Annotated in this window: 18 protein-coding genes; 13 read left to right on the forward strand and 5 right to left on the reverse strand. The window is 70.6% G+C overall.

Annotation, left to right across the window (positions count from 1 at the left end; genetic code table 11):
• From AC1DXK_RS24655 to AC1DXK_RS24675, 5 genes are all read left to right on the forward strand, one after another.
• On the forward strand, positions 1 to 1,010 hold a 1,010-nt coding region (locus AC1DXK_RS24655), incomplete at its 5' end, for a glycosyltransferase (protein ID WP_477299370.1).
• 330 nt (positions 1,011 to 1,340) lie between these two features.
• Positions 1,341 to 1,694: a phasin gene (locus tag AC1DXK_RS24660; protein WP_457108540.1), complete on the forward strand. Its 354-nt coding sequence runs from the start codon at positions 1,341 to 1,343 to the stop codon at positions 1,692 to 1,694.
• Positions 1,695 to 2,062: 368 nt separating this feature from the next.
• Entirely contained in the window at positions 2,063 to 2,452 is a 390-nt protein-coding gene (locus tag AC1DXK_RS24665; RefSeq protein WP_457108541.1) for a hypothetical protein, read from the forward strand.
• Between the two features lie 140 nt (positions 2,453 to 2,592).
• A complete protein-coding gene (locus tag AC1DXK_RS24670) occupies positions 2,593 to 3,849 on the forward strand; it encodes an N-acetylmuramoyl-L-alanine amidase (RefSeq protein WP_477299371.1) in 1,257 nt (418 codons plus the stop codon).
• Between the two features lie 169 nt (positions 3,850 to 4,018).
• Positions 4,019 to 6,454 (forward strand): penicillin-binding protein 1A, encoded by a 2,436-nt coding sequence (locus AC1DXK_RS24675; RefSeq protein ID WP_457108543.1) that lies wholly within the window; start codon positions 4,019 to 4,021, stop codon positions 6,452 to 6,454.
• 549 nt (positions 6,455 to 7,003) lie between these two features.
• Here AC1DXK_RS24675 and purQ read toward each other — a convergent pair.
• From purQ to AC1DXK_RS24700, 5 genes are all read right to left on the reverse strand, one after another.
• The gene (purQ, locus tag AC1DXK_RS24680) at positions 7,004 to 7,684 is read right to left on the reverse strand and encodes a phosphoribosylformylglycinamidine synthase subunit PurQ (protein WP_457108544.1); all 681 of its coding nucleotides are present in this window, start codon (positions 7,682 to 7,684) and stop codon (positions 7,004 to 7,006) included.
• Entirely contained in the window at positions 7,684 to 7,923 is a 240-nt protein-coding gene (gene purS, locus AC1DXK_RS24685; RefSeq protein ID WP_457108545.1) for a phosphoribosylformylglycinamidine synthase subunit PurS, read from the reverse strand. Before purS ends, purQ begins: the two co-directional genes overlap by 1 nt.
• A gap of 168 nt (positions 7,924 to 8,091) precedes the next feature.
• Positions 8,092 to 8,331: a hypothetical protein gene (locus tag AC1DXK_RS24690; RefSeq protein WP_457108546.1), complete on the reverse strand. Its 240-nt coding sequence runs from the start codon at positions 8,329 to 8,331 to the stop codon at positions 8,092 to 8,094.
• Positions 8,332 to 8,437: 106 nt separating this feature from the next.
• On the reverse strand, positions 8,438 to 9,037 hold the full coding sequence (locus AC1DXK_RS24695) for an ActR/PrrA/RegA family redox response regulator transcription factor (protein ID WP_457108547.1): 600 nt from the start codon (positions 9,035 to 9,037) through the stop codon (positions 8,438 to 8,440).
• Between the two features lie 46 nt (positions 9,038 to 9,083).
• Positions 9,084 to 10,469, reverse strand: a complete 1,386-nt coding sequence (locus AC1DXK_RS24700) for an ActS/PrrB/RegB family redox-sensitive histidine kinase (RefSeq protein WP_457108548.1) — start codon at positions 10,467 to 10,469, stop codon at positions 9,084 to 9,086.
• A gap of 259 nt (positions 10,470 to 10,728) precedes the next feature.
• Between AC1DXK_RS24700 and AC1DXK_RS24705 the strand changes: the two genes are divergently transcribed.
• The 8 genes from AC1DXK_RS24705 to AC1DXK_RS24740 all read left to right on the forward strand — a co-directional run.
• Positions 10,729 to 12,006 carry a polyhydroxyalkanoate depolymerase gene (locus AC1DXK_RS24705; protein ID WP_457108556.1) on the forward strand — a complete coding sequence of 426 codons (1,278 nt, stop codon included), beginning with the start codon at positions 10,729 to 10,731 and terminating at the stop codon, positions 12,004 to 12,006.
• A gap of 572 nt (positions 12,007 to 12,578) precedes the next feature.
• Positions 12,579 to 14,165, forward strand: coding sequence for an ABC transporter substrate-binding protein (locus tag AC1DXK_RS24710; protein WP_457108549.1), 1,587 nt, complete (start codon positions 12,579 to 12,581; stop codon positions 14,163 to 14,165).
• A gap of 194 nt (positions 14,166 to 14,359) precedes the next feature.
• A complete protein-coding gene (locus AC1DXK_RS24715) occupies positions 14,360 to 15,301 on the forward strand; it encodes an ABC transporter permease (RefSeq protein WP_457108550.1) in 942 nt (313 codons plus the stop codon).
• A complete protein-coding gene (locus tag AC1DXK_RS24720) occupies positions 15,298 to 16,272 on the forward strand; it encodes an ABC transporter permease (RefSeq protein ID WP_457108551.1) in 975 nt (324 codons plus the stop codon). Before AC1DXK_RS24715 ends, AC1DXK_RS24720 begins: the two co-directional genes overlap by 4 nt.
• Positions 16,272 to 17,282 (forward strand): ABC transporter ATP-binding protein, encoded by a 1,011-nt coding sequence (locus AC1DXK_RS24725; protein ID WP_457108552.1) that lies wholly within the window; start codon positions 16,272 to 16,274, stop codon positions 17,280 to 17,282. Before AC1DXK_RS24720 ends, AC1DXK_RS24725 begins: the two co-directional genes overlap by 1 nt.
• Before the next feature lie 223 nt (positions 17,283 to 17,505).
• On the forward strand, positions 17,506 to 18,510 hold the full coding sequence (locus AC1DXK_RS24730; protein WP_457108553.1) for an ABC transporter ATP-binding protein: 1,005 nt from the start codon (positions 17,506 to 17,508) through the stop codon (positions 18,508 to 18,510).
• Between the two features lie 133 nt (positions 18,511 to 18,643).
• A complete protein-coding gene (locus AC1DXK_RS24735; protein WP_457108554.1) occupies positions 18,644 to 19,783 on the forward strand; it encodes an amidohydrolase/deacetylase family metallohydrolase in 1,140 nt (379 codons plus the stop codon).
• A 155-nt stretch (positions 19,784 to 19,938) separates the two neighbouring features.
• A partial coding sequence (locus AC1DXK_RS24740) for an ATP-binding cassette domain-containing protein (protein WP_477299372.1) occupies positions 19,939 to 20,112 on the forward strand: 174 nt, incomplete at its 3' end.

The raw sequence follows: 20,112 nt of genomic DNA on the forward strand, positions 1-20,112 counted from the left end.
GGCTCGCCGGGGCGCTCGCCGCCCTCGCCGCGCCGCCGGACTGCATCCACTTGCATCAATGGACCCGGACCCTGTCGCCCGCGGTCTTCCCGGTCTTATCGGCGACCGGGGCGCCCCTGGTCGTCACCCTGCACGACTACGCCCTGGCCTGCCCGAACGGCGTCTATTACCGGTTCGACCGGGCCGAGCCCTGCGGGCTCACCCCCCTGTCGGCCGCCTGCATCGCGGCGCCCTGCGACCCGCGCAGCCGGGTGCACAAGCTCGTGCGCGTCGCCCGCGCTGCGGCGCTGCGGCAGGTGATCCGGCAGCGCCCGCTCCACGTCGTCCATGTGTGCGATGCCAGCCGGCGACGGCTGGGAGACCTGCTCGGCGGCTACAGGGTCACGCACCACCGGGTCGACAACCCGATCCGGCTTCCGGCGGGACCGGCCGCAGAGCCGGCCCGCGGCGACGCGATCGCCTACGTGGGGCGCCTGACCCGGGAGAAGGGCGCCGACCTCGTGGCCGACGCCGCCCGGGCCGCCGGGCTCCCCGCCCTGTTCATCGGCGCCGGCCCCCTGGAGGCGGAGCTGCGCGCCCGGGACGGGGTGGAGGTGGTCGGCTGGCAGAGGCCCGAGGCGGTCTGGGATACGCTGCGCGCCCGCGCCCGGGCGCTGGCCGCCCCGTCGCGCTGGTACGAGACCGGGCCGCTGACGGTCTACGAGGCTCTGGCGGCCGGGATCCCCGTGGTGGCCTCCGACCGCTCCGGGGCCGCCGAGAAGGTCCGGCCCGGCCGAAGCGGCTTCGTGGTCCCCCCGGAGATCGGGCCGCTGGCCGCGGCCTTCACGGCCCTGCGGGACGACGCCCTCACTGGGGCGCTCGGGGCTGAGGCCCGCCGGCTGTCCCATGCGACGCCCCTGGGCCTGGAGGCCCACACGGCCGCGCTCCGCGCGCTCTATGCTGGCCTGGCCGGATCCACTGCTGGTGCGATGCAGCATCCCGAATCACGGCTCGGACTGCACCGGTCCTGAGCCGGCTCGAATCCTGGTGGTGCCGAAAGCATTCACGATCCGTTCGTATCTCTCTGGACAGGGAGATAGTTTTTTGCAAAGCGATGCTCCGCCGGATTGAGCAATCTTGGCCGATTGAATGAAGGGCATCGCTCGATCGCGAGCTGCCATCGCGGCCGGACGGCGATCCGAGGACTTGCGAGACCATCGGATCGGCACTTTATCGACCCTGGCTCCGCCGGGCGCGGTCCCGGAACCTGCACTTGACTTCTTGTTGCAGTGCAACATATAGAGGCGCGTCAACGCGGACGCATCCGGCGTCCCGCTCCAAGGTTGATGCTGGAGACATCGATGCAGACCCCGAATTTCGAGATCCCGACCGAGATGCGCGACTTCGCCGAGAAGAGCGTCGATCAGGCCCGGACCGCCGTCGGCACCATGATGGCGAACGCCGTGAAGGTCGCCGAGCAAGCGCAGACCTCCGGCCAGACCTTCCAGTCGACGCTCAGCGCCGCGGTCGCGAAGGGTTTCGACCACGCCCAGGCCAATGCCAACGCGACCTTCGACTTCGCCCAGAAGCTGGTGCGCACGAAGGACCTCCGCGAGGCGTTCGAGCTGCAGTCCGAGTTCGTCCGCAGCCAGTTCGCCGCGCTCCAGGCCCAGGCCAAGGATTACGGCGCCCTCGCCCAGAACGCCGCCCGCTAAGGCCGGCCGAATCGTCCCCGATCCGTGATCGGGGACCCGTTCCGGGATCCGGCCCGCCGCTCGGCGCCGGCCGGATCCCAAGATACCAAGTTCCCAAGATCCGACGCCCGGGCGTCACGGGTCCGACGCCGACGGCGCGGATGGGCCGGCCGCGCACGACCTTCCGGCCGCCGCTCCGCCAGGATGGGCTGAAGCCGACAGGAGGAGACCGCGCGATGGGAAAGCCGCGTCGACCGAGAGGGAGCCGTTCCACCTGGGCGCCCAAGCCGCCGCAGGATGCGGACACACCGGCCCCGGACGAGACTCAGATCGCCGAATCGCCACTTCCGGCTGCGCCCGTCACGGTCGCGGCTGATGAGCCCGCGTCGGTGCCGGACGTAGACACGGACCTGGACGCGCTGCAGCCCGAACCCGCCCCGGAATTGATCGAGGCCGCCGCAGCACCGGCGGCTGAGGACGCCCCCGGGACCGACCTCGTCCCGGCTCCCGTGCCGGTGGCCGCCAGCGCCGCCGTCCTGAACAACGGCGCCTTCGCCCCCGGGCGCATCGACGTCGTCGCGATCGGCTCGACCATCGCCCGCTACGTGCGCGGCGAGGGCGAGGCGGCCTTCGCGCACCTGCGGGCGCTCTCGGGGGCGCGCTCGCCGGCCGATCTGATCCGCCTGCAGGTCGGCGAGGCCCAGCGCGCCGCCGACGCCTCCCTGACCTGCTGGGTCACGGTGATCGGCCAGGCGAGCCGCAGCGTCGCGTTCCGCTGAGGCGGCCGCGCCGCAGATCCGGTCCGGGCTTGTCGCATCCCGGCAACAACGGCGGCCGGATCGAACCGGCGACGGCAACCGCCCGTTAACCAAGTCGGTCCCATGCCTTAACGGAGGGCACGGGAAACGACACCGGACCGATGCCGAACTGCGCGCGCCTGATCCGTACCGCATGGCTTCGCCTCGCCGTGGCGCTTCTGCCGGCCCTGGCGGGGACGCCGGTTGTCGCGCAGAACGGCGAGAAGCCCGCCGTCGCGATCGGGGCCGACCTCGCGAGCCAGGCCGGCACCACGCGCCTGACCCTGATCCTGTCCCGCGCGGTCGAGGCCCGCGGCTTCGTGATGGAGCGGCCGGACCGGGCGGTGATCGACCTGCCCGAGGTCAACTTCCAGCTCGATTCAGGCACCGGCAGCCGCCGCGACGGTCTCGTCCAATCCTTCCGCTACGGCCTGTTCGCCCCCGGCCGCTCGCGCATCGTGATCGACCTCACCGCGCCCGCCACGGTCGGCCGGATCGAGTCGGTGACGCGGCCCCGCGACGGCGCGGTCCTTCTGACGATCCCCCTCCAGCGCGCCGACCGGGACGGGTTCCGCAAGGCCGCGGCGGCGGCCGATCCCGCCCCCGCCCAGGCCCGCAGCGCGCCGCCCGAGGGCACCGACCAGCGTCCGCTGATCATGGTCGATGCCGGGCATGGCGGCACCGATCCCGGCGCCATCGCGGTGGGCGGCGTGTTCGAGAAGGACATCGTGTTCGGCTTCGCGCAAACGCTGGTCGGGAAGCTTGAGGCGGGCGGCCGCTACCGGGTCCGGATGACCCGCGACCGGGACGTGTTCGTGCCGCTTGCCGAGCGGGTGCGCCTCGCCCGCGAGGCCAAGGCCGACCTGTTCGTGTCGATCCACGCCGATTCGATCTCGGCGGCCCCCCAGGTGCGCGGCGCCACGATCTACACCAATTCCGAGCGGGCCACGGACGCCGAATCCGCCAAGCTCGCCGAGCGCGAGAACCGGGCCGACGCCGCCGCGGGCGTCGACGCCGCCGAGGCGCCGCCGGACATCGCCGACATCCTCCAGGAGCTGACCCTGCGGGAGACCCGCGGCTTCTCGTCGGGCTTCGCCCGGACCCTGATGGGTCAACTCGGCCCCGTGATGGAGATGAGCGCCAAGCCCCATCGCGAGGCGCGCTTCGTGGTGCTGCGCTCCCCCGACGTGCCGAGCGTGCTGGTGGAACTCGGCTATCTCTCCAGCAAGCGCGACCTGGAGATGCTGCAATCGCCGGAGTGGCGGGCGGGCGTCACCGGCTCCATGGCCAAGGCGATCGACCTGTTCTTCACCAACCGGGCCACCTTGAGCCGGCCGACGCTGCCGCGCCGCTCGGCCGCCGCCGCAGTTTCACCATAGATAGAGTGTCGATACGGGACGTCCGAACGCCCCGTCGCACCGCCGTCGAACCGGCATTCCGAAGGGGCCTGACGGGAGCATCCGGGGGCCGACCGCACAGAGAGCGGACGCACGCGCCGGATGAGCCGATTCCGGCATTCGGCCGGGCCAGCGACGAGCGGAACACCGGATGCGTCTGATCCTTCGTTTCTTCGGGATCCTGTTCAGCGCCGGCGCGGTGCTGTTCGTGGTCGGCGCGGTGGTGGGCGGCTACTTCTACTGGAAGTACAGCCAGGACCTGCCCGACCACGCCGCGCTCTCGAATTACGAGCCGCCGGTGATGACCCGCGTCCACGCGGCCGACGGCTCGATGCTCGCCGAGTATGCCCGCGAGCGCCGGCTCTATCTGCCGATCCAGGCGATGCCGAAGATCGTGGTGGCCGCGTTCCTGTCGGCCGAGGACAAGAACTTCTACAAGCACGGCGGCATCGATCCCGAGGGGATCGTGCGCGCCTTCCTGACCAACGCCAAGTCGGGCAAGCGCCAGGGCGCCTCGACCATCACCCAGCAGGTCGCCAAGAACTTCCTGCTCTCGGCGGAGCAGACCTACGACCGCAAGATCAAGGAGGCGCTGCTCGCCCTGCGGATCGAGGCGGCCTACTCCAAGGACAAGATCCTGGAGCTGTACCTCAACGAGATCTTTCTCGGCACCATCGTCCCGGGTCGCAACCTGCACGGCGTGGCGGCCGCGGCGCTCGACTATTTCGGCAAGTCGGTCCACGAGCTGACCATCAACGAGGCGGCCTACCTCGCCGCCCTGCCGAAGGGGCCGAACAACTACCACCCCTACCGCAAGACCCAGGCGGCGCTGGACCGCCGCAACGAGATCATCCGCCTGATGGCGGAGAACGGCTACATCACCAAGGAGGAGGCGGAATCCGCCAAGAAGATGCCGCTCGGGGTCAACCCGCGGGTCGCCTTCCCGAATGCCGCCAACGCCAACTACTTCACCGAGGAGGTCCGCCGCGAGATCTCCGAGCGCTACGGCGAGAAGAAGCTCTACGAGGGCGGCCTCTCGGTGCGCGCCACCCTCGACCCGAAGATGCAGGGCTGGGCGCGCAAGGCGCTGGTCGACGGCCTCGTGCGCTACGATCAGGCCCATGGCTGGCGCGGTCCGGTCACCAAGGTCGACCTGACCGGGCGCGACTGGGGCATGGCGGCGGCCGAGGTTCCGGCCCTCGGGGACGTGGCGCCCTGGCGGCTCGCCGTGGTGCTGGGCAACGGCGGCGGCGGCGTACAGATCGGCCTCCAGCCCAAGCGCGAGGCGTCCGGCCAGGTGGGCAAGGACCGCGAGACCGGCGTAATCACCCCCGAGGGCATGCGCTGGGCCGGCCGCGCGAACCTCCAGGCCGGCGACATGGTCTATGTCGAGGCGATGGATGGCGGCCGCGGCCAGTACCGGCTGCGGCAGAAGCCCGAGGTCTCCGGCGCCATCGTGGCGATGGATCCGAACACGGGCCGCGTCCACGCCATGGTCGGCGGCTTCTCGTACGACGAATCCGAGTTCAACCGCGCCACCCAGGCGATGCGTCAGCCCGGCTCCTCGTTCAAGCCGATCGTCTACTCGGCGGCGCTCGACAACGGCTACACGCCCGCCTCGATCGTGCAGGATTCGCCGATCACCATCGAGGCCGGCCCCGGCCAGGAAGCCTGGACGCCTTCGAACTACGACGGCAAGTCCGGCGGCCCGCACACCCTGCGCTACGGCATCGAGCACTCGAAGAACCTGATGACCGTGCGGCTCGCCAAGGATGTCGGCATGCCGCTCATCGCCGAGTACGCCCGCCGCTTCGGTGTCTACGACGACATGCTGCCGGTGCTGCCGATGTCGCTCGGCGCCGGCGAGACCACGGTGATGCGCATGGTCACCGCCTACTCGATGCTGGCCAATGGCGGCCGGCGCATCCGCCCGACGCTGATCGACCGGATCCAGGACCGCACCGGCGAGACGATCTACCGGCACGACAACCGCAAGTGCATCGGCTGCGACGCCGAGAAGTGGTCCGGCCAGGACGAGCCGAAGCTGGTGGACGATTCCGAGCAGGTGCTCGATCCGCTCACAGCCTACCAGATGGTCTCGATCATGGAGGGCGTGGTCCAGCGCGGCACGGCCACGATCCTGAAGCAGATCGGCAAGCCGCTCGCCGGCAAGACCGGCACGACGAACGACGCCAAGGACGCGTGGTTCGTGGGCTTCTCGCCGGATCTGGCGGTCGGCATCTATCTCGGCTTCGACAAGCCGCGCTCGCTGGGTGATCGCGCCACCGGCGGCGGCCTGGCGGCGCCGATCGCCCTCGAGTTCCTCAAGACGGCCCTCAAGGACAAGCCGCCGACGCCGTTCCGCGTGCCCCCGGGGATCAAGCTGATCCGTGTCAACCTCGCCAGCGGCACCCGGGCGGGCTCCGGCGAGGGTGCCGGGACGATCCTGGAGGCGTTCAAGCCCGGCACCGCGCCGCCGGATTCCTACTCGGCGCCGTCTTCTGGCGGAGGCGGCGGCCAGGCGGCCGCACCCGCGGCGGTCCCGCCCGATCCCGACCGGGCCGCGCAGGCCGGCGGCCTGTACTGACGGCGCGACGGCGGGACGGAACGCCCGCCGTCGGCCGGTCCCGCGCCGAGCGGACCACGGGGCCGGGCCTGCGTGTCTCTTCCCCCCGGCTGCGATAATCGCCTGCGGGCTGCGGATGGTCAGGCGTCGTCGGGCCGATGGCTCACCTCGGGGCGATCCCGGCCTGCGCGGGTGACCACAAGTCTCGTTGGCAAATCTAGCGAGCAAGTCTCGCGGGCAAGTGTCGCGGGATCTGCGTTCGGCGATCGCAGATCCCGCGGGGACAGACGGCGCCGCAACACGCGGATCCCGCACTAGCCCCACGTCTCCGGCCCCTCGTTGACGGAATCAGGGAGCGCATCAGGGGCCTATGACGCTGCCCCGCGCCGCCACCGTCCCCGGTCTCGGCACAGAAAAAAGCCGCCCCGGATGGAGCGGCTCGAGAAGTCATCAGGGAGGCATCAAAACAGAGCGGACGGGTCCGTCCAACTCGAAATCCAGATCACTGGATGACTCTTTATGCCTTGGAAACCTTAACACACAGTTAATACTGGTCTTCGCGCGACAAGCTTATGCGGCCAGACTGTCGAACAGGCCGCGCCCGTCGGTCCCGCCGACCAGATCTTCGACGAAATTCTCCGGATGCGGCATCATCCCGAGCACGGTGCCGGTTTCCGAGAGGACGCCCGCGATGGCGTTCAGCGAGCCGTTGCGGTTGGCCTCGACGGTGACGGCGCCAGCCGCGTCGCAGTACCGGAAGGCCACCCGGCCCTCGCCCTCGATCCGCGCCAGGGTGTCGGGGTCGGCGAAATAATTGCCTTCCCCGTGGGCGACGCAGACGTCGATGACCTGACCCTGGGTGTATGCGCTCGTGAAGCGGGTGTCGGTGCGCTCGACCCGCAGCGTCTGCCGGTGGCAGATGAAGCGCCGGTTGACGTTGCGCATCAGCACGCCGGGCAGCAGGCCGGATTCGCACAGGATCTGGAAGCCGTTGCAGATGCCAAGTACGAGCCCGCCGCGCGCCGCGTGGGCGCGCACCGCGTCCATGGCGGCGGCCCGCCCGGCGATGGCGCCGCAACGCAGATAGTCGCCGTACGAGAAGCCGCCGGGCAGGACGGCGAGGTCGGTCCCGGCCGGCAGGTCGTGGTCCGCGTGCCAGACCAAGCTCACCTGCGCGCCGGACTGCCGCAGCGCCCGGACGACGTCCGACTCGCGGTTGGAACCCGGGAAGACGACGACCGCGGCGCGCATCAGAGGATCTCGATCGCGTAGTTCTCGACGACGGTGTTGGCCAGCAGCTTCTCGCAGGCCGCGCGCAGGGTCGCCTCGGCGGCGGCGCCGTCGACCGCCGACACCTCGATGTCGAAGACCTTGCCCTGCCGGACGCCGTCGACGCCCTCGATGCCGAGGGACCTGAGCGCGGCCTCGATCGCCTTGCCCTGCGGGTCCAGCACACCGGTCTTCAGGGTGACGATGATACGGGCTTTCATGGATCTTCCGGTCTCGCACATGTCCGGGACGGAGGCGTGACCTGCAACATCGTCACACGGACCGCCGCGGGCCGCTTCTAGCAGGAAGGTCGCCGAACTGTCGAACGCATCGCGACCGTTCGGCCGTCCGATGCACCGTGGCGGACCTCCCCGTGGTGAGGCGCCCGTTCAGCGACGGGCGGCGGGCGCGGGGCTGCGCAGCGGTTCGATGCTGGTCGCCCGGCGCCAGAGCTGGAGCATGATCCAGGCCGCGAACAGGCTGAAGACCCCCATCAGGACGTGTCCCACCCGCTCGCCGAGATCGAGCAGGCCCGCCAAGGCCCAACCGGCCGCGATGGCGACAGCGAACACCTCGGTGCCCACGAGGACCATCATGCTGAGGATGGTGATGGCGTTGCGCCCGTTCACGAGATCCGCCCTCGAAAAAAGATCGAGCCCCGGGCCGGACAGCCCGAGGCCCGCGCAACTAGCCCGGACCGGCCGGGCGATGCAACCGACCCGGCCGGTGACCGGATCAGCGCGGCGCGCGCTTCGCCAGGATCCGCTGCAGGGTCCGCCGGTGCATGTTGAGGCGCCGGGCGGTCTCGCTGACGTTTCGGCTGCACAGCTCGTAGACCCGCTGGATGTGCTCCCAGCGGACCCGGTCCGCCGACATCGGGTTCTCCGGCGGGTCGGCCCGCTCGCCGGGCTGGGCCATCAGCGTGCCGTGGATCTCGTCGGCATCGGCGGGCTTGGCGAGGTAGTCGAAGGCTCCGAGCTTCACCGCGGTCACGGCGGTGGCGATGTTGCCGTAGCCGGTCAGGATCACCCCCCGGGCCTCGGGACGGCGCTCCTTGAGGCGGGCGATGACGTCGAGGCCGTTGCCGTCGCCGAGGCGCATGTCGATCACCGCGAAGGCGGGCGCGCGGGCCTCGACGGCCGAGACGCCGTCGGCGACGCTGTCGGCCACCTGCACGTGGTAGCCGCGGCTCTCCATGGCGCGGGCGAGACGGGTCTGGAAGGGCTTGTCGTCGTCGACGATCAGGAGGCTGCGGTCGGAGAAGGCGGCCAGCGGATCGGCATCGTTGAGCACGGCGGGGTCTGTTACCGTCGCGGTCCCGGGCTGCGTGAGCATCCGGCACTCCTTTCGGGGTTTCGTCGTCGGGTTCTTGCTCTGTGCGTCATATAGGTACGGCATCGCCCGGTGGCAGGGGGGCGCGGATACTGAGTTCTGGAGAATGTCGCGGCGCAGCGCCGCGCTCGAAGATGTGGCGCGCCCAGGAGACGCGCACGATCGCCCCGTGGGCCTCGGGGGCCGCGACGTTCATCAGGGCGAGCTGCGCGCCCGAGCGCTCGATCAGGGTCTTGGCGATGAACAGGCCGAGGCCGAGGCCGGCGCCCACGGTCTCGCCGGATTGCGGCCGGTCGTGGCCGCGGGTCGTGACGTAGGGTTCGCCCGCCCGCAGCAGCACCTCGCTGGAGAAGCCCGGCCCGTCGTCGCGGATCTCGATCCAGACCCGCTCCGGGGTCCAGCGTCCCTCCACGGAGACCCGGGCCTCGGCGAAGTCCACGGCGTTGTCGAGGATGTTGGCGAGCCCGAACATCACGCCGGGATTGCGGCGCCAGGCGGGTTCCGGCCCCTCGCCGGAGCTGGAGATGTCCAGCGCGGCGCCCAGCGCCCGCTGGGGCGCCACCAGCTCTTCCACGAGGTGGCTGAACGTGACCGTCTCCAGGAAGCCGACGCCGTCCCCGTCGAGGGAGGTGAGCTTGCCGAGGATGCCGCGGCAGCGGTCGACCTGCTCGCGCAGCAGGTTGAGATCCTCGGCCACCGCCGGGGAGGCCGTCGGCCCGAGCTGGCGGACCAGCTCCTTGGTCACCACCATGATCGTGCCCAGCGGCGTGCCCAATTCGTGGGCAGCCGCGGCGGCCAGCCCGTCGAGCTGCGACAGGTGCTGCTCGCGGGCGAGCACCAGTTCGGTGGCGGCGAGCGCCTGGGCGAGGAGCCGGGTCTCCTCGGCCACCCGCCACGCGTAGACCCCCGTGAAGGCGGTGCCGAGCAGGATCGCGGTCCAGACGCCGGAGACGTACAGGAACGGCAGCTCGATCCGGCCGTCGGCGAACCAGGGCAGGGGCCGGTGCACCAGGGCGAGGAGGGTCGCGAGCCCCACCGCCAGGAGGCCCAGCGCCAGCGTCCGCTCGGGGGGCAGGGCGGTGGCGGAGATCAGCACGGGGGCGAGGAACAGCAGCGAGAACGGGTTCTGGAGCCCGCCCGTGAGGAACAGGAGGGCGGCGAGCTGCACGATGTCGAAGGCGAGCAGCAGGGCCGCGGAATCGTCGCTCAGCCGGTAGCTCGCCGGGAAGCGGATCCGCAGGGCGAGGTTCAGCCAGGACGAGGTGGCGATCACCAGGAAGCACCAGCCGAAGGGAAGGGGCAGGCCGAGGCCGAACTGTGCGCCGACCACGGCGGCGCTCTGGCCGGTGATGGCGAGCCAGCGCAGGCGGACGAAGGTGTCGAGCCGCAGGTGGCGGGCGTCGCGGCCGAGGCCGCTGAGATCGGTGTCGGGCATGCGTCGTTTCGGTGCGTCGCCAGACGGTTCCGCCGGCCCGGCTTCTCGCGGATCGCCCTCGCATGACGCGGAGGCGGGGATCCCGGCAAGCCGGCCGGGACGAAGCGTCGCTGGCCAACGTGGTCACAGGCAAGTCGCCGCGGCTTCGGGATGTTCCACCGGCGTTCAGGGTGGAGCATTATCCTACCGATTCGGTTTGCAGAGGGTCATGGGCCGCATGGCTCGAGGCCGGCGGCCGGACCGAGACCGCGAGGTGACGATGCTGCTGGCCTACTCGATGTACGAGGGTGCCCGCGCCCTGATGGCGCCCGCCCGCGTTGCCGCCGACCTCACCCGGTACGGGCTGCAGATGCCGGGCAATCCCCTGGCCTACGGCCCCTATGCCCGCGCGGTGAGCGCCGGTTGCGAGATGTTCGAGCGCGTCACCCGCCAGTACGGCAAGCCCGCCTTCGGCTTCACCGAGACGGTCGTGGACGGCACCCCCGTCCCCGTCACCGAGCGGGTCGTCTGGGAGCGGCCGTTCTGCCGCGTGGTCGCCTTCGACCGTTCCTTCCCGACGCCGACCGCGGAGCCGCAGCCGAAGCTGCTGATCGTCGCGCCCATGTCGGGGCACTACGCGACGCTCCTGCGCGGCACCGTCGAGGCGATGCTGCCGAACCACCGGGTGTTCATCACCGACTGGACCGATGCCCGGATGGTGCCGCTCTTCGCGGGCCGGTTCGATCTCGAAGACTACATCGACTACCTGCAGGAGATCTTCGCCGTCCTGGGGCCGGACCTGCACGTCATGGCCGTGTGCCAGCCGGCGGTCCCGGTCTTCGCCGCGGTGGCGCTGATGGAGGCGGCCGACGAGCCGGCGGTGCCGACCTCGATGACCCTGATGGGCGGCCCGATCGACACCCGCCGCTCGCCCACGGCGGTGAACTGCCTCGCCCAGGAGCGGGGCCAGGCGTGGTTCGAGCAGAACACGATCAGCCTCGTGCCGCCGATCTACCCGGGGGCGTGGCGCCGGGTCTATCCCGGCTTCCTGCAGCTGTCGGGCTTCATGGCGATGAACCTCGACCGCCACGTCACCGCCCATTCGGACATGTTCGACCACCTCGTGACGGGCGACGGCGACTCGGCCGAGAAGCACCGGGACTTCTACGACGAGTACCTTGCGGTGATGGATCTCACCGCCGAGTACTACCTCCAGACCGTGCAGACCGTGTTCGTCGACCACGCCCTGCCGCAGGGCCGGATGCACCACCGGGGCATGCCGGTGGATCTCGGGGCGATCCGCCGCTGCGCGATCCTCGCGGTCGAGGGCGAGAACGACGACATCTCCGGCGTCGGCCAGACCAAGGCCGCCCTCGACCTGACGCCGAACCTGCCCGATGCGCGCAAGGCCTACCATCTCCAGGCCGGCGTCGGCCATTACGGCGTGTTCAACGGCTCCCGCTACCGGGCGGTGATCGCGCCCCGGATCGCGGCCTTCATCCGCGCCATGCAGGCCGTGCCCGGCGCGCGGGGCGGGCATCTGCGGCAGGTCGGCTGAGGCGGCAGGTCGGCTGAAGCGGCCCCGTCCGGGATATCCGGATKCCGTCCTGCGACGGGCACGACGGCCGCTCTCGGCCGGAGAGGGGCGGGACAGGAACGCGACGCGTCAGGATCAGGCGCGCCCGCGACGCGCGTTCAGGTCGCGTCCTCCTCGGAGGTCGCAAAGCCCTCACCCCGTCCCTGTCCCTGAAGAGAGGGCACCCGCGCCTCTCGCAAGTGCCGGGCAGGGGCCGGCAGATGCCGGGCTCGCCGCGCGCAGGCCGCAAACGCCCGTCCTTCGTGGAGCCCGCCGCTCGCAGGCGCGGTGCAGTCCCCCTGCTCCTGAATACAAAACGCAGTGACGGCCGAGCTGGCGCGGAGCTTGCGTGACGCGGCCCGTGAACCCGATCCGCGTCAACACCGCCCGTCGCCTCGCCGACGCCGCCCCGCCGCTGGCGGCCGCGCGGGCGCCGGCCCGTGCCGCGTTGTCACGCCGGGCCATTGCATCGCTGCTTAAGAACCGTTCAAACTCGCCCGCAAGGTGTGGGCCGGCGCTTCGGGCCTGAGACCCGCACCGCCAGGGAGATCACGATGGACCGCAGGACCTTCCTCAAGGGCTCGGCTGCACTCGGGCTGGCCGCACCGCAGATCGCGATGCCGGCGATCGCCCAGGGCACCAAGGTGCTGCGCTTCGTGCCCCAGGCGAACCTCGCCAATTTCGATCCGATCTGGGGCACCCAGTACGTGGTGCGCAACGCCGGCACCCTCGTCTGGGACATGCTGTACGGCGTCGACGACCAGTTGAAGCCGCAGCGCCAGATGGTCGAGTCCGAGGAGGTCTCGGGCGACAAGCTGACCTGGACCTTCCGGCTGCGGCCCGGCCTGAAGTGGCATGACGGCGAGCCGGTGCAGGCCAAGGACATCGTGGCGAGCCTCACCCGCTGGATGGCCCGCGACCCGATCGGCATCATGATCCGCGGCGTCCAGGACGACCTCGCGGCGACCGACGACCGGACCTTCCGGTGGCGCCTCAAGAAGCCGTTCCCGAAGCTGCTCTACGCGTTGGGCAAGACCAACGCCCCGATGGCGCTGATGATGCCGGAGCGGATCGCCAAGACCGACCCGTTCACGCAGATCACCGAGTATGTCGGCTCGGGTCCGATGAAGTTCGTCCGCAACGAGTGGGTGCCGGGCGCCCGGGCGGTGTTCGAGACCTTTGCCGACTACAAGCCCCGCGACGAGCCGAATTCCTGGCTGGCGGGCGGCAAGCGCATGCTGGTCGACCGGGTCGAATGGGTGATCATGCCGGATGCTGCCACCGCCTCGGCGGCGTTGCAGAACGGCGAGGTCGACTGGTGGGAGAATCCGATCTCCGACCTCGTCCCGCTCCTGCGCAAGAACGGCAACCTCAAGGTCGACATCGCCGACCCGCTGGGCAACATCGGCGCGTTCCGGATGAACCACCTGCACCCGCCCTTCGACAACCCGAAGATCCGCCAGGCGGTCATGGCCGCGATGAGCCAGGAGGATTACATGCGGGCGATCGTCGGCGACGACGACAGTCTCTGGAAGAAGCTGCCGGGCTTCTTCACCCCGGGCACGGCGCTCTACAGCGAGGCGGGCGGGGGCAATGTCGGCAAGGGCGACATCAAGCTCGGCCAGAAGCTGCTCAAGGAAGCCGGCTACAAGGGCGAGCCCGTCACCTGCATCGTGGCGCAGGACCAGCCGATCACCAAGGCGCAGGGCGACATCACCGCCGACCTGCTGAAGCAGATGGGCTTCAACGTCGATTTCGTCGCCACCGACTGGGGCACCACCGGCACCCGCCGAACCTCCAAGGCGCCGCCGTCGCAGGGCGGCTGGAACATGTTCCACACCTGGCATGCGGGCGCCGACACCATCAATCCGGCGGGCTACCCGGCGGTGCGGGCCAACGGCGACAAGGCGTGGTTCGGCTGGCCGGACATCCCGCCGGTGGAGACCGCCATCGCCGAGTGGTTCGACGCCGCCGACCCGGCCTCCGAGAAGGCCGCCATCGACAAGGTCAACGCCGCCGCCTGCGAGGGCGTGGTCTACGTGCCCACCGGGTTCTTCCTCGGCTACCAGGCGTGGCGCAAGAACGTCTCGGGCATCGTGAAGGGGCCGATCCCGTTCACCTGGGGCGTGTCGAAGGCGTGACTGAGCCCGATCTGGCCCGCTCTGAAAGCGCGACGCGCGCCCTCTCCCGTTCGGGAGAGGGTTGGGGTGAGGGATGCGACCCTTCCGGAACGTTCTCGACCCTCACCCTGTCCCTCTCCCGAACGGGAGAGGGAACCCGCGCCGCAGCCGGTGACGGTTCGGGGCTCTGCAAGCCGGCACGCTAGCGAGGACCCATGCTCGGCTACATCGGCAGGCGCATCCTCGCCACCATCCCGGTCATGGCGGTGGTCGGGCTGTTCGTCTTCAGCCTCCTCTACTTCGCCCCCGGCGACCCGGCCGCGATCATCGCGGGCGACCAGGCGACGCCCGACGACGTCGCCCGCATCCGCGCCTCGCTCGGGCTCGACCGGCCCTTCGTGGTGCGGTTCGGGGAATGGTCCTGGCAGATCCTGCACGGGGACCTCGGGACCTCGATCTTCACCAACCTGCCGGTCACCACCATGATCGGCCAGCGGGTGCAGCCGACCGTCTCGCTGATGCTCGTCACCCTGGTCTTCGCCATCGTGGTGGCGGTGCCGCTCGGCGTCGTCGCCGCCTGGAAGGCCGGCAGCCTGATCGACCGCCTCGTCATGGGGCTCGCCGTGATGGGCTTCTCGGTGCCGGTCTTCGTGGTCGGCTACATCCTGGCCTACGTCTTCGCCCTCGAACTCGGCTGGCTGCCCGTGCAGGGCTACACGCCGATCGAGCAGGGGCTGTGGCCCTGGCTGTCCAACCTGATCCTGCCGGCGGTGACGCTCGGCCTCGTCTACATCGCGCTGATCGCCCGGGTGACCCGGGCGACCATGCTCGACGTGCTGCAGCAGGACTACGTCCGCACCGCCCGGGCCAAGGGCCTGTCGCAGGGGCCGGTCCTGTTCGTCCACGCCCTCAAGAACGCCGCGGTGCCGATCGTCACCGTGATCGGCATCGGCATCGCCCTGCTGATCGGCGGCGCGGTGGTGACCGAGACGGTCTTCGCGATCCCCGGCCTCGGGCGCCTCACCGTCGATGCGATCCTGCGGCGCGACTATCCCGTGATCCAGGGCGTCGTGCTGCTGTTCAGCTTCGTCTACGTGCTGGTGAACCTCGCCATCGACCTCTTCTATACCGTGCTCGACCCGAGGATCCGCTATTGACCGCGACCGTCGCGCCCTTCCCCGACAGCGGCCGCCCCACCGGCCTCCCGCCCGAAGGGACCGCCCCCAAGGCCCCGCCGCCGCCGGGCCTCGCCGTCGCTGCGCCGCTGCCGGACGTCATCCCGGTACGCCGGCGCCGGGGGCCGGTCTGGACCTACATGCGCCGCAACCCGACCATCGTGGTCGGCGGCGTCCTGCTCCTCGTCGTGTTCCTGATGGCGGCCCTGGCGCCGTACCTCGGCACCGTCGATCCGACCGCCCTGGCGCCGGCCAAGCGGACCCGGGTTCCGTCCGCGCAGTACTGGTTCGGCACCGACATGCTCGGCCGCGACGTCTACTCGCGGGTGGTCTACGGCGCCCGGGTCTCGCTGCTCGTCGGCTTCTCGGTGGCGTTCCTGGCCTCGATCGCCGGCCTCGCGGTCGGCCTCGTCTCCGGCATGGTGCGCTGGCTCGACGGGATCGTCATGCGGGTCGTCGACGGCATGATGTCGATCCCGCCGATCCTGCTCGCCATCGCGCTGATGGCGCTCACCCGCGGCTCGGTCCAGAACGTGATCATCGCGATCACCATCGCGGAGATCCCGCGCGTCGCCCGCCTCGTGCGCGGCGTGGTCCTGTCCCTGCGCGAGCAGCCCTACGTGGAGGCGGCGGTGACCACGGGCACGCGGATGCCGGCGATCATCTGGCGCCACATCCTGCCCAACACCCTGGCGCCCATGACCGTGCAGGCGACCTATATCTGCGCCTCCGCGATGATCACCGAGGCGATCCTGTCGTTCATCGGCGCGGGCGTGCCGCCCTCGACACCCTCCTGGGGCAACATCATGGCCGAGGGCCGGGCGCTCTGGCAGGTGAAGTTCTACATCATCCTGTTCCCGGCCATCTTCCTCTCGATGACGGTGCTCGCCGTGAACCTCGTCGGCGACGGCCTGCGCGACGCCCTCGATCCCCGCATGGCGAAGGACGTGTGATGAGCAGCGGCGTGAGCGGCGCACCTCTCCTGTCGATCGAGAACCTGCAGGTCCATTTCCGCACCCCCGACGGGGTGAACCGGGCGGTGGACGGGGTCTCGTTCGCGATCCAGTCCGGCGAGACCCTGGCGATCGTCGGCGAATCCGGCTGCGGCAAGTCGGTGACCTCGATGTCGATCCTGCGGCTCCTGCCCGAGCCGCCGGCCCGCATCGCCGGGGCCATCCGATTCGAGGGCAAGAACCTCCTCGACCTGCCGAACAGCGCCATGCGCAAGATCCGCGGCAACGACATCAGCGTGATCTTCCAGGAGCCGATGACCAGCCTGAACCCGGTGCTGACCGTGGGCCGTCAGATCGGCGAGACCCTGCGCCTGCATCAGGGTCTCGGCCGCCGGGAAGCCGAGGAGCGGGCCGTGGAGATGCTGACCCTCGTCGGCATCCCCGAGCCCCGGCGCCGGGTGCGGGAATACCCCCACCAGCTCTCCGGCGGCATGCGCCAGCGGGTGATGATCGCCATCGCCCTCGCCTGCTCGCCGAAGCTCCTGATCGCCGACGAGCCGACCACGGCCCTCGACGTAACCATCCAGGCTCAGATCCTCGACCTGATGCGCGACCTGAAGGCCCGGGTCGGCGCCGCGATCATGCTGATCACCCACGATCTCGGCGTGGTGGCCGAGGTCGCCGACCGGGTGGTGGTGATGTATGCCGGCCGCAAGGTCGAGGAGGCGCCGGTCCGCGACCTGTTCCGGGCGCCGCGCCATCCCTATACCCGCGGCCTGATGGGGGCGGTGCCGAAGCTCGGCGCCGTCGAGCACGGGGCCGACGCGCGGCTCGCCGAGATCCCCGGCATGGTCCCGAGCCTCAAGACCCGGATCGAGGGCTGCGTCTTCGCCGGGCGCTGCCCGGACGTCACCGACCTGTGCCGCGCCTACGCGCCGGCCCTGGAGCCGAAGGCGCCAGGCCATCTCGCCGCCTGCCACTACGCGCCGAAGGATGCGCTGGCGGCATGATGGTCTTGAAACCGACAGGCGAGCGGTCGCCCATCTTCAGCCGGTCCGGGCGGAGCGCGGGTCCCCTCTCCACCCAAGTCGGGCTTGCCCGACTTGGGCTCCTCGGTGCGGATCTTGAGCAGGCCCGAGATCCGTCGGGAGAGGGGGCTTGTTGCGCCCTTCATCGGCCGATGCCTGACCATCATGCCTCGCACACGGCAGCGTGCGACCGGGAGATCCGCCCATGAACCCGGCCGGCCGCACCCTGCTGGAGGTCAACGACCTCAAGAAGCACTTCTCCCTCGGCGGCGGCCTGTTCGGCCGATCCAAGCGCGTGCTCAAGGCGGTGGACGGCCTGTCCTTCACCGTGGCCCGGGGCGAGACCCTGTCGCTCGTCGGCGAATCCGGCTGCGGCAAGTCCACGGTCGCCAAGGCGCTGATGCGCCTCTACGCGCCCACCGCCGGTCAGGTGGTGCTCGACGGGAAACGCATCGACGATCTCTCCGCGGGCGCGCTCCGGCCCCTGCGGCGCCACATCCAGATGGTGTTCCAGGACCCGTTCTCGTCCCTCAACCCGCGGATGCGGGTGCGGGGGATCCTGGCCGAGCCGATCCGCAATTTCGGGCTCGCCCGGAGCGGTGCCGACCTCGAGGCGAAGCTCGTCTCGCTGATGGAGCGGGTCGGCCTGCCGCAGGAGGCGCTGGGGCGCTTCCCGCACGAGTTCTCGGGGGGCCAGCGCCAGCGCATCGGCATCGCCCGGGCGCTCGCCGCCGAGCCGGACCTGATCATCTGCGACGAGGCGGTCTCGGCGCTCGACGTCTCGGTGAAGGCGCAGATCGTCAACCTGCTGCGGGATCTCCAGCGCGAACTCGACCTCGCGATGCTGTTCATCTCCCACGACCTCGCCATCGTCGAGCACATGACCCATCGGGTGGCGGTGATGTATCTCGGCAAGATCGTCGAGATCGGGCCGCGGCGCGACCTCTTCCTGGCGCCCAAGCACCCCTACACCCACGCCCTCCTCTCGGCGGTGCCGATTCCCGAGCCCGGGGCCGGGCGCACCCGGATCGTGCTCAAGGGCGACGTGCCGAGCCCGATCAACCCGCCCTCCGGCTGCCGCTTCCACACCCGCTGCCCGCACGCCTTCGACCGCTGCCGGACCGAGGTGCCCGGGCTCGACGCCGTGGGCGCCGGCCATTTCGCCGCCTGCCACCTCAACGACGCGGCCGCGCCGGCCCAGGCGGCCTGACGGTGCCGTCTTTGCGAGCGGCGCGAAGCAACCCAGGGCAGCGCGCGATTCCCGAGCGTGGCGCATCCCTGGGTCGCTTCGCTGCGCTCGCGATGACGGTTGCGCTTTTCGCGATAGATATCCGGAGACGAGCGTGCAGCACGACCTCATCCTGAAGGGCGCACGGGTCATCGACCCGTCGCAGAACCACGACGGGATCTGCGACGTCGCCTTCGCGGACGGCCGCGTCTCGGGTTTCGGCCGCGACCTGCCGGCCGGCCCCGCCACGCAGGTGCGGGACATGGCCGGCGCCATCGTCACGCCCGGCCTGATCGACCTGCACACCCACGTCTACTGGGGCGGCACCTCGCTCGGCATCGACGCCGACGAATTCTGCCGGACCTCGGGCGTGACCACCTCGGTCGACACCGGCAGCGCCGGCCCCGGGAATTTTGCCGGCTTCCGCAGCCACGTGATCGAGCGCTCGGAAGCGCGGATCCTCGCCTACCTGCACGTCTCGTTCGCCGGAATCTTCGGCTTCTCGAAGACCATCATGGTCGGCGAGAGCGAGGATCCGCGGCTCATGGCCCCCCGGGAGGCAGTCGAGGTCGCCGAGGCCAACCGGGACGTGATCGTCGGCATCAAGGTCCGGGTCGGGCGCCACGCCTCGGGCGATCAGGGCACCGCGCCCCTCGACATCGCCCTTCAGGTGGCGGAGGAAACCGGCCTGCCGCTGATGGCCCATATCGACGAGCCGCCGCCGAGCTACGAGCAGGTCCTCGCCATGCTGCGCCCCGGCGACGTCCTGACCCACGCGTTCCGGCCGTTCCCCAATTCCCCGGTGACCGCGCAGGGCGCCGTGAAGCCGGCGCTCCGCGAGGCGCGGGCGCGGGGCGTGCTGTTCGACATCGGCCACGGCAAGGGCTCGTTCGCCTTCAGGACCGCGCGGGCCATGCTGGCGGGGGGCTTCCTGCCGGACACGATCTCGTCGGACGTGCACCAGCTCTGCATCGAGGGACCCGCCTTCGACCAGGTCACCACGATGTCGAAGATGCTCTGCCTCGGCATGAGCCTCACCGAGGTCATCGCCGCCTCCACGGTGAACGCCGCCGTGGCGTTGAAGCGCATGGAGTACGGGAGCCTGAAGGTCGGGGCGCTGGGCGATGCCATCGTGCTGGCGGTGCGGGACGGTGCCTTCGACTACGTCGATACGCGGGGCGAGCACATGACCGGCGCCCAGCGGATCACCGCCGAGGGCGTGGTGCTGAAGGGCCGGTGGTGGCACCCGGCCTGACCGGTCGGGCCTGACGATCGGGACGAAGATCCTATCGCATACGAAATCTCGACCTTTACAGCCTCTTCCGCTCGTCGATACACTTTCCCGTGAGGGCCGGACCATCTCCGGCCGTCAGCGACACGCGGCCGAAGCCGCGGCGCGAGGGAGGATGGATGGACACGGGTCAGCCTCTTCTGGAGGTGGACGGCGTCACGCTCCGCTACAAGACGCCCGACCACCTCGTCACGGCCACCTACCGGGTGAGCTTCCGGGTCTGGCCCGGGGACCGGTTCGTGCTGCTCGGGCCGTCGGGCTGCGGGAAGTCGACGCTGCTGAAGGCGGTGGGC

This window comes from Methylobacterium sp. P3_A11, assembly GCF_056403155.1.